Source organism: uncultured Flavonifractor sp. (genome assembly GCF_944383115.1).
Lineage (GTDB): Bacteria > Bacillota > Clostridia > Oscillospirales > Oscillospiraceae > Flavonifractor.
This window is the reverse complement of sequence record NZ_CALWOJ010000109.1, coordinates 1-5,980: the sequence shown is the minus strand read 5'-3', so window position 1 is coordinate 5,980 and position 5,980 is coordinate 1. Positions and strand designations below refer to the sequence as shown.

The window sequence follows — 5,980 nt, the reverse complement described above, 5'->3', positions numbered from 1 at the left end:
GTGGTGGACATGGGCGAGGGCTACTCCGTGGAGTTCTGCGGCGGCACCCACCTGGACAACACCGCCAAGGTGGGCGTATTCCACATCGAGAGCGAGTTCTCCGTGGCCTCCGGCGTCCGCCGCATTGAGGCCACCACCGGCGCTCAGTCCCTGAAGATCATGAACCAGAACCAGCAGAAGCTGTTTGAGGCCGCCGCGGTACTCAAGGCCAAGCCCGGCGAACTGCGGGAGAAGGCTGAGCAGACCATTACCGAACTGCGGGAACTGCGCCATCTGGTGGAGGGCTTTAAGGCCCGCGAGGCCGTGAACCAGGCGGGCAACTTCCTGATGGGCGCCAAGGACGTGGGCGGCCTGAAGGTACTCACTGCCACCCTCAACGACGCCGAAGCCGACCGTCTGCGTAAGATGGGCGACTTCCTGCGGGACAAGGACTCCGGCGTGGTGGCGGTGCTGTCCAGCGTGAAGGATGGCAAGATCACCTTCCTGGCCGTGTGCGGTAAGGATGCCGTGGCCCGCGGCATCAAGGCCGGCGACCTGGTGAAGCAGGTGTGCTGCTGCTGCGGCGGCAAGGGCGGCGGCAAGCCCGACAGCGCCATGGGCGGCGGCACCGACGTCCTCAAACTGGACGACGCGCTGGCGAAAGTGGATAACTTTGTGGCTGAAAAGCTGGGGCTGTAAGTTACTATCCCAGTTGTCACTGCGGGCGTCGTCCAGCCCCGCCGCAAGTGCGGCGTCCCAAGCGTTTTGCCAAAGGCAAAACCTTGATGCCGGGCGGATTCATTCCGCCCGAGCAGATGTAATAAATGGGGTCCCCGCGCGACACAGTCGTGTGGGGATCGACGCGCTGGCGAAAGTGGATAACTTTGTAGCCGAAAAGTTGGGGCTGTAAGATATCACCCCAGCCAGCACCAAGCATTCTATACACAGAAAGTAGGCACATTCTCTATGCTTCCCCAAGATCCCATGATCCTGCTCAGTTATGTCAACACCAAACTGCGTGACTTCTATCCCTCCCTGGATGCCCTGTGCGACGATCTCCAGGTGGATCAAGACGAAATCTCTCAGAAACTATCTATCCTGGATTGCCAGTACGATCCCCACCGGAACCAGTTTGTACGGATGTAACCACACAGAATCAATTTGGGCCCGCTGCATGGCGCAGCGGGCCCATTTTTCTGTCCTGATCTTTAAAATTCCTTTTTGGCATAGATCCCCTGTGCGATGAAATAGGAGATCAGGTAGCTGCCAATGGCCAGCAATCCCAAGAGGACGGGCAGGGCGGTCAGCAGCCACGCCGGCGGTTGGGGCAGAGTAATCTGATCCTTGGCCAGTCCCCCCAGCAGCACAGCCCCACCGAAGATGACCACAAAGGTAATCATGCTGATCACTCTGGCCTTCTCCGCCCCATACTTGAGCAGGAACGGCAGGATGATGGCGTTCAACACCAGCGTAAGCACGCCGCAGGAGAGGGCAATGAGTACCAGATCATCCAGCGTTGTCTCGGTCAGTCCGGCCAGGGAGAGGCACACCATCAGGCCCGCCGCCACCGCCACACTGACCACGATTACCAACAGGGTGAACACATATTTCCCGGCCACCACGCCCCGCCGTCCGGCGGGGGTGGCCACCGCGTACCGGTCCCAATGGGCGGCGTCGTCCATTGCCACCGAGGACATGGGAATGGTGAGACCGAACACGGCCACCAAGGCTCCCAGGATGGAGAAATCAAACACCCCGGTGACGCAGAAGCCTCCGTACACGATGAGAAAGAGCAGCAGGGTGGAAAGCTGCTTGCGCAGGGCCACAATATCCTTATAGATCAGCCCGGTCATTTTGCATCCCCCTTTCCGGTAAAGACCATGATATCCTCCAATGTGGCGGGGTCCACCGTCAGGCCCGGATAGCGGCGGGCAAAGGCGTGCCGATCCTTTACCAGGGCCTCGCACCCGAACTGTCCCACCCGGCTGCCCGCCAGCAGGGACCGGTCCACCCGCTCCAGATCGGCGCGGCTGCACACCAGCTTGCCGTAGGAATCCAGCAGTTCGTCCTTGGCGCCGGATAGAACTACCCGCCCCTTGTGGAGGTAGGTAACATAGTCCGCCGCCTTCTCCAGGTCGCTGGTAATGTGGCTGGAGATGAGAATGGCGTGATCCTCGTCCTGAATGAAGTTGAGAAACTCATCCAGGATCTCATCCCGTATCACCGGGTCCAGGCCGGAGGTGGCCTCGTCCAGAATAAGCAGCCTGGGCCTGGCTGCAAAGGCAGCCGCAATAGCCAATTTCATTTTCATGCCCCGGGAAAAGGTTTTCACTGTCTTTTTCTCCGGCAGCTCAAATTTCCGCAGATAGCCCCCGTAGCACCTTCCATCCCAGTTGGGATAGAGTTTGGACAGGATCTTGCCAACCTGGACCGGGTTGAGGGTATCGTGGAAGAGGGACTCGTCCAGCACCACCCCCACTTGGCTCTTTACCGCCCGCTCGTCACGGATGGCATCCAGCCCAAAGACGGAGATCTCCCCGCCGTCCCGGTGGATCAGGTTCAGAATACATTTGATGGTGGTGGACTTCCCGGCCCCGTTCTCCCCGATCAGGCCCATAATGGTGCCGCCAGGCACGGTGAAGGACACGTCGTCCAGCTTGAAGGAACCGTAGTCCTTGGTGAGATGGCATACTTCCAATGCATTGCTCATACTGTTTCCTCTCCATACAGAAGGCTGAGGGTCTCGGTCAGCTCCGCCAGGGTGACGCCGCCGGTCCTTGCAATATCCACCGCCTGGGAGAGATGCTCCTCCACCCGGCGGAGGGTCTCCTCATGGACCAGCTCCAGGTTCCGGGGCGCTACAAAGCACCCCTTCCCCGGCACGGTGGTGATGAAACCGTCCCGCTCCAGCTCTTCATAGGCTCGTTTGGTGGTGATGACAGAAATACGCAGTTCCTTGGCCAGCAGCCGCATGGAGGGAAGGGCCTCCCCCTCGGCCAGCTCTCCCCGGAGGATGAGGCCCTTCATCTGCCGGGTGATCTGGTCGTAAATGGGCACGCCGCCGGAGTTGCTGATGATGATATCCATAGGTATACCTCGCGTCGTTGTTATACTGTATATACTCGACATATACAGTAATAACACACAGATACACAGTTGTCAAGAGGTAGGAAATATTTTCTTGCCATCGGGCCACAGACCCGGTATGATGGAGGCAGAAGATCACAAAAGGAGGAACGTGTCATGTATGCGCCTATCCTGGAGATCAACACCAAAAAGGTAATGGAAAACGCCAGAAAACTAAGTGATTTCTGTACATCCAAAGGGGTGGAGCTGACCTTTGCCACCAAGGGCTTTTCCGCCCGGCCTGATGTGATCCGGGCGGCTATGGCGGGCGGGATCACCTCCTTTGCCGACAGCCGGATGAAGAACATCATGGCCGCCAAGCAGGCCATCCCCGGTCTCAAGTACCTGCTCATCCGCATCCCGGCCATTCCGGAGGCGGATGAGGTGGTCCGCTGGGCGGACTGGAGCCTCCAGAGCCAGATCGAGGTCATCCGGGCTGTGTCGGAGGCCGCCCTCCGTCAGGGCAAGGTCCACCCCATTATCCTGATGATCGACGTGGGAGACCTGCGGGAGGGGGTATTCGGCCGGGAGCAGCTGGACGAGATCGTCCCCCAGATCCTGGCCTGCCCCGGTGTGAAGCTGGTGGGCCTGGGCACCAACGTGGGATGCTATGGCAGCGTGCTGCCCTCGGTGGACAACACCGCCATTCTGGTGGAGCTGCGGGACTACCTCAACAAGACCTACGGCTGCTCCATCTCGGTGCTGTCGGCGGGAGGCACCTGCGCACTCAAGCTGCTGGAGGACGGCGTTATGCCCGCCGGTATCAACCAGCTGCGGGTGGGTGAAGCGGTACTCTATGGCGAGGACACCACCGGCAACCGGTTCCTGGAGGGCTGTCATCAGGATGCCTTCCTGTTCAAGGCCCAGGTGGTGGAGCTGCGGCGCAAGCCTTCGGTGCCCATCGGCGAGCTGGGCCGGGACGGCAAAGGGGACACCCCGGAGTATCCGGACCGTGGGGTGCGCCTGCGGGCCATCTGCGCCGCCGGCAAGCAGGACGTGGCCTGGGCCGCCCTCACCCCCACCCTGCCGGGGGCAGAGATGATCGGGGCCAGCTCCGACCACTTGATCGTGGACGTGGAGGACTGCGGCGGGCAGGTGCAGGTGGGCGACTGGCTGGAGTTCCGGTGCGGCTATATGGCGGTGCTGGACGCCACCACCTCCGCCTATGTGGATATCGTGGTAAAATAAATAGAAAAAGGTCCCGGGCCGCTGGTCCGGGACCTTTTTTGCCTATTGCGTTGTGTCCGGCAGGAAAATGGAGCAGTCCCCAAACTGGATGTGGTCGATCCGCTCCAGCGGGATGGGGATATCAAAGGCGGAGACGCCGTAGAAGTAATCCCGGCCTCCCGGTCCATCCGGGCCCGGATCGCCATATCCGTTTGCCCCGTTGATGGTGACGGTGGAACCATCCTTGCAGACAAGCACCAATTCATAGTGGACAAAGGTTCCCGCGTCCGGAGGATAGGAGAGGGTGAAGCTGACCGACAGCGGGGAGAGGGTCAGCGACTCCAGCGTGACCATCGCCTGGGTCTCTGTATCCAGGCGGACAGCCCCGGCAGGGTCTACCTCCAGAATCTTGCTCCGGTAGAGATGATCCAGTGCAAAGCTCCACGTTCCCTCCAGAATCATAGGCTCCTCTCCAGAGGTACTCTCCCTGGGGATAAGCGCCAGATCGGTGAGATACAGAGTCTTGGATAGGCCGTCGTTCCAGTTTACACCGCCCGGCCGGCCATGGAGGATAAAGACCAGTTCCACCACATTGTCCCCAGGGGTGCCGTCAGGAAGGAACCGCGCCTTCTGTACCCCCCAATCCAGCCTTTCGCCGGTGGCGGTGTCCCGCAGGTCCACATCCAGGAACACATGGTCCTCCTGGGTACCCATATCAGGCAGGACAGTACCCTCCGGAGCCTCCACCCGCAGGCGGAGGTAACAGTTGTACGCATCAGACACCGAGGCCAGCGGAGTAATGGTAATGCCGTTGCTGGTGGAGGGGGCCAGATCGGTGGTACCCATCTCGTCCAGCAGGGCCTTCTGCCTCTCGTCCAGGGGGGCGCTTTCAAGGGTAAAGAACGAATCAAACAGATTGCCGGGCCCCCAGATCTGATAGGCGGCCACAGCGGAAACGGTGAGGGCCGCCGCCAGGGCGGCGCCGATCTCGGCCACCGTCTGGCCGTAGTAGTAGTGGCGCAGGAAGATGGTGCGATCCTGAAGGGGCAGGGAGTCCAGCAGCTGTGCCACCAGGGCCTTCCGCTCCGCCTGCTCCAGAAAATCGGCGGGCCCCAGATCGCCGGAGGGTTCCAGGTCCAGAAGATCCTCCTCCAGAGGCATCTCCTTCCCCAATTCCCGCAGGCGGTTTTTGGCCCTGTTGCGGACGATGGCACCCAGATAGCCCCGCACCCGCCCGGGTATCAACTTATGTGCGTTGTCCCACAGGGCCAGGAAGGAGTCGGACACCACCTCCTCCACATCTCGGGGGGCGTTTCGCAAAATAGAAGAGGCCACCCCACAGGCAAAGGCCGTGTCTCGATCCATCAAAGCCTCCAGGGCAGCGGGATCTCCCCGCTTCAGCCACCGGACCAGTTCTCCTTCCTCCATCTCCACACCTCCCGGTTGAAAGCGCTTTCACTTATCTTAACACAAAAAAGGATCATCTGGTTTCAGCCAACACAGACCAAACCCAAAACCGCGCCGTGTTCCGACCATATTTTTCCAGTTTATGGGTTACACTGTCTCTGATACCGGAAGGGCAAATACGCCCCAAAGCAAAGGAGACAGGGACCATGGCAACAAAAGAGAAGCTGAAAACCAAGGCGGCGCGGCTGCGGGAGGAGGCCCGGGAGACGGGAAAGGTGGTATTCCGTGCTCCGGCGCTGGT

7 protein-coding genes are annotated in these 5,980 nt (G+C 60.4%); 3 read left to right on the top strand and 4 right to left on the bottom strand.

Features of this window, described 5'->3' with window-relative positions:
- On the top strand, nucleotides 1-678 hold a 678-nt coding region (locus Q0K43_RS09870; protein ID WP_297290369.1), incomplete at its 5' end, for a DHHA1 domain-containing protein.
- 267 nt (nucleotides 679-945) lie between these two features.
- Nucleotides 946-1,125: a DUF4250 domain-containing protein gene (locus tag Q0K43_RS09865; RefSeq protein WP_297290368.1), complete on the top strand. Its 180-nt coding sequence runs from the start codon at nucleotides 946-948 to the stop codon at nucleotides 1,123-1,125.
- Between the two features lie 62 nt (nucleotides 1,126-1,187).
- Here Q0K43_RS09865 and Q0K43_RS09860 read toward each other — a convergent pair whose 3' ends face one another.
- The 3 genes from Q0K43_RS09860 to Q0K43_RS09850 are packed head-to-tail and all read right to left on the bottom strand — an operon-like array spanning nucleotide 1,188 to nucleotide 3,066.
- On the bottom strand, nucleotides 1,188-1,832 hold the full coding sequence (locus tag Q0K43_RS09860) for an ABC-2 transporter permease (RefSeq protein WP_297290367.1): 645 nt from the start codon (nucleotides 1,830-1,832) through the stop codon (nucleotides 1,188-1,190).
- Nucleotides 1,829-2,689: an ABC transporter ATP-binding protein gene (locus tag Q0K43_RS09855; RefSeq protein WP_297290366.1), complete on the bottom strand. Its 861-nt coding sequence runs from the start codon at nucleotides 2,687-2,689 to the stop codon at nucleotides 1,829-1,831. The genes Q0K43_RS09860 and Q0K43_RS09855 overlap by 4 nt, the downstream gene beginning before the upstream one ends.
- A complete protein-coding gene (locus tag Q0K43_RS09850) occupies nucleotides 2,686-3,066 on the bottom strand; it encodes a GntR family transcriptional regulator (RefSeq protein WP_297290365.1) in 381 nt (126 codons plus the stop codon). The genes Q0K43_RS09855 and Q0K43_RS09850 overlap by 4 nt, the downstream gene beginning before the upstream one ends.
- 156 nt (nucleotides 3,067-3,222) lie before the next feature.
- Between Q0K43_RS09850 and Q0K43_RS09845 the strand changes: the two genes are divergently transcribed.
- Entirely contained in the window at nucleotides 3,223-4,293 is a 1,071-nt protein-coding gene (locus Q0K43_RS09845) for an alanine/ornithine racemase family PLP-dependent enzyme (protein ID WP_297290364.1), read from the top strand.
- 42 nt (nucleotides 4,294-4,335) lie between these two features.
- Here the strand turns inward: Q0K43_RS09845 and Q0K43_RS09840 are convergent, their stop codons facing one another.
- Nucleotides 4,336-5,700 (bottom strand): RNA polymerase sigma factor, encoded by a 1,365-nt coding sequence (locus Q0K43_RS09840; RefSeq protein WP_297290363.1) that lies wholly within the window; start codon nucleotides 5,698-5,700, stop codon nucleotides 4,336-4,338.
- Nucleotides 5,701-5,980: the final 280 nt, after the last annotated feature.

Excerpts from the sequence above, each read along its gene's own strand:
- Q0K43_RS09865 (WP_297290368.1), top strand. The coding sequence starts at position 946 with ATGCTTCCCCAAGATCCCATGATCCTGCTCAGTTATGTCAACACCAAA.
- Q0K43_RS09860 (WP_297290367.1), bottom strand. The coding sequence starts at position 1,832 with ATGACCGGGCTGATCTATAAGGATATTGTGGCCCTGCGCAAGCAGCTT.
- Q0K43_RS09855 (WP_297290366.1), bottom strand. The coding sequence starts at position 2,689 with ATGAGCAATGCATTGGAAGTATGCCATCTCACCAAGGACTACGGTTCC.
- Q0K43_RS09850 (WP_297290365.1), bottom strand. The coding sequence starts at position 3,066 with ATGGATATCATCATCAGCAACTCCGGCGGCGTGCCCATTTACGACCAG.
- Q0K43_RS09845 (WP_297290364.1), top strand. The coding sequence starts at position 3,223 with ATGTATGCGCCTATCCTGGAGATCAACACCAAAAAGGTAATGGAAAAC.
- Q0K43_RS09840 (WP_297290363.1), bottom strand. The coding sequence starts at position 5,700 with ATGGAGGAAGGAGAACTGGTCCGGTGGCTGAAGCGGGGAGATCCCGCT.